This window comes from Streptomyces sparsus (genome assembly GCF_054776295.1).
In genome coordinates, this window is sequence record NZ_BAAHCA010000764.1 from 1 (window position 1) to 2,416 (window position 2,416).

Sequence of the window (2,416 nt, forward strand, 5' to 3'; positions counted from 1 at the left end):
CCGAACCGTGGCGGGCGTAGGCCGCGTCGACGCAGCTCGCGCCGGCCGGCAGGTGCAGGGTCGCGGAGTCCGCGGTGCCACCGGGGGCGGCGCAGTAGACGGTGATCTCGCGGTCCTGGGCGAGGTCGTCGCGCAGCGCGGCCCAGAAGGTGTCGGGGTCGGGAGCGTGGCTCTGCCACTCCAGCAGGCGGGACAGCCAGCCCGGCCGGGTCGGGTCGGCCCGCTCCCCCTCGGCGACGGGTTCCTCCGCCGACGTGCCGCGGTGCGGGTCCCCGAGGGCGATCACACCGGCTTCAGCGACGCTGTGCATGCGACGGGTGCGGACGAGGACCTCCACCACCCGGCCCTCGGTGTCGGCGAAGGCGGTGTGCAGCGACTGGTAGAGGTTGAACTTCGGTACCGCGATGAAGTCCTTGAACTCCGAGATGACCGGGGTGAAGCAGGTGTGCAGCTCGCCCAGCACGGCGTAGCAGTCGGCGTCCTCGGCGACGAGGATCAGCAGCCGCCCGAAGTCGCAGGGGCCCAGCTCGCCGCGCTTGACGGAGGCCCGGTGCACGGAGAGGGAGTGCCGGGGTCTGATGTGCACGCTCGAACTGATCCTGGCGTCGCGCAGCACCGCGCGGACGGCGCCTGCGACGGCCTCCAGCGGATCGGGGTCGGCCGCGTGGGCGCTGATCAGCGCCCGGGTGCGGGCGTGCTCCTCGGGGTGCAGGATCGCGAAGACGATGTCCTCGAGTTCCGTCTTGAGCGCCTGCACGCCGAGCCGCTCGGCGAGCGGGATCAGCACGTCCCTGGTGACCTTGGCGATGCGGGCCTGCTTCTCCGGACGCATCACGGAGAGCGTGCGCATGTTGTGCAGGCGGTCGGCGAGCTTGATCGACATGACCCGGACGTCGTTGCCGGTGGCGACGAGCATCTTGCGGAAGGTCTCGGACTCGGCCGCGGCGCCGTAGTCGACCTTCTCCAGCTTGGTGACGCCGTCGACGAGATAGGCGACCTCCGCGCCGAACTCGGTGCGGACCTGCTCCAGGGTGACGTCGGTGTCCTCGACGGTGTCGTGCAGCAGGGCGGCGGTCAGCGTGGTCGTGCCGGCGCCGAGTTGGGCGAGGATCAGCGTGACGGCGAGCGGGTGGGTGATGTAGGGCTCACCGCTCTTGCGCATCTGCCCGCGGTGCGAGGACTCGGCCAGCAGGTAGGCGCGGCTCAGCGCGTCGAGATCCGCTCCGGGGTGGTGGGCGCGGTGCGCCTGGGCGACGTGCTCGATGGCGTGCGGCAGACCGCCCTTGGGGGCGGAGCCCAGCAGGGCCGCCCGGCTGAGCTTCCGCAGGCTGGTGACCGCGCTCATGGGCCGCCCCCTTCGAGGTGTCGCACCGTCAGTTGCCTGATGCTACCGACCACATCACGCCGGGTTGTCCGGGTCCCGGCCACCGTGGCGCGGATCACCCCTTCGAGCGAGGTGGGTGCGGCGGCGGTCACTCGGCGGTGAACCAGCCGGAGTCGAGCGTTCCTTCGGCGACGATCACGGCCGGCCCGGTCATGAGGACCTCCCCGTCGGGCCGCTCGGTGATGGAGAGCCGCCCGCCGGGCACGTCCACGGTGTAGGTGACGGGGCTGCCGTCGACGGCCGGATCGGCGCCGTCACGGCGGGCGGCGGCGACCATGACGGCGCAGGCGCCGGTGCCGCAGGAGCGGGTCTCCCCCGAGCCGCGTTCGTGCACCCGCAGCGCGACGTGGCGCGGGCCGCGGTCGACGACGAACTCCACGTTGGTGCCGTCCGGGTAGGCGTCCCCCGGTGTCACGGCGGGGGCGTCCAGCAGCGGTCCTGCCTCCGACAGGTCGTCGACGAAGGCGACGGCGTGCGGGTTGCCCATGTTCACGTTGCGGGCCGGCCAGCTGCGGTCCCCCACGGCGACGGTCACCTCTCCCGCGGGCAGCAGCGCACGGCCCATGGCCACGGTGACCTGGCCGTCCTCGGCGTCGGCGACGACCCGGCGGACCCCGGCCCGGGTGGCGACGCGCAGTTCGCCGGACTTGGCCAGGCCGGCGTGCAGGAGGTAGCGGGCGAAGACGCGGACGCCGTTGCCGCACATCTCGGCGACGCTGCCGTCGCCGTTGCGGTAGTCCATGAACCACTCGGCGGTGTCCGCGTGCCGGCGGGCCTCGGGGTGGGCGGCGGAGCGGACCACCCGGAGCAGGCCGTCACCGCCGATGCCGGCCCGGCGGTCGCAGAGCCGGGCCACGGTGTCGGCGGTCAGCTCGAGCCGACCGTCCGGGTCGGGGACGATCACAAAGTCGTTCTCGGTGCCGTGTCCCTTGAGGAAGGCGACCGGCTGCGCTGCGGTGCTCACCTGCCCGATCGTACGGGAGACGCGCCCCGACCGGAGCGGACGGCGGTGAGCGCGGGCCCGCGCGGGGG

At 73.3% G+C, this 2,416-nt stretch carries 2 protein-coding genes; both read right to left on the minus strand.

Translation table 11 applies throughout. The annotated features are described in order from the left end of the window. On the minus strand, positions 1 to 1,345 hold a 1,345-nt coding region (locus tag ACYVE9_RS23110; RefSeq protein WP_461029821.1), incomplete at its 3' end, for an HD domain-containing protein. A gap of 127 nt (positions 1,346 to 1,472) precedes the next feature. Beyond that, positions 1,473 to 2,348, minus strand: coding sequence for a diaminopimelate epimerase (gene dapF / locus ACYVE9_RS23115; RefSeq protein ID WP_461029822.1), 876 nt, complete (start codon positions 2,346 to 2,348; stop codon positions 1,473 to 1,475). Between the last annotated feature and the right edge of the window lie 68 nt (positions 2,349 to 2,416).